The 212-nt window shown below is 53.8% G+C and carries 1 tRNA gene; it reads left to right on the forward strand.

Going from position 1 to position 212, the window contains the following annotated elements:
* Positions 1–65: 65 nt before the first annotated feature.
* Positions 66–142 (forward strand) — tRNA-Ile (locus E2626_RS17065).
* Positions 143–212 lie beyond the last annotated feature (70 nt).

The raw sequence follows: 212 nt of genomic DNA on the forward strand, positions 1-212 counted from the left end.
GAGCGTACGGTTCATACCCGTGAGGTCGGGGGTTCGATCCCCTCTGCCGCCACCAATATAATAAAGGACCTTTAGCTCAGCTGGTTAGAGCAGACGGCTCATAACCGTCCGGTCGCAGGTTCGAGTCCTGCAAGGTCCACCAATTTGTTTGTTCTATACGGAGGAATACCCAAGTCTGGCTGAAGGGATCGGTCTTGAAAACCGACAGGGGT

It is taken from the genome of Jeotgalibacillus salarius, from assembly GCF_004405125.1.
In the GTDB taxonomy this organism is placed as follows: Bacteria; Bacillota; Bacilli; order Bacillales; family Jeotgalibacillaceae; genus Jeotgalibacillus; species Jeotgalibacillus salarius.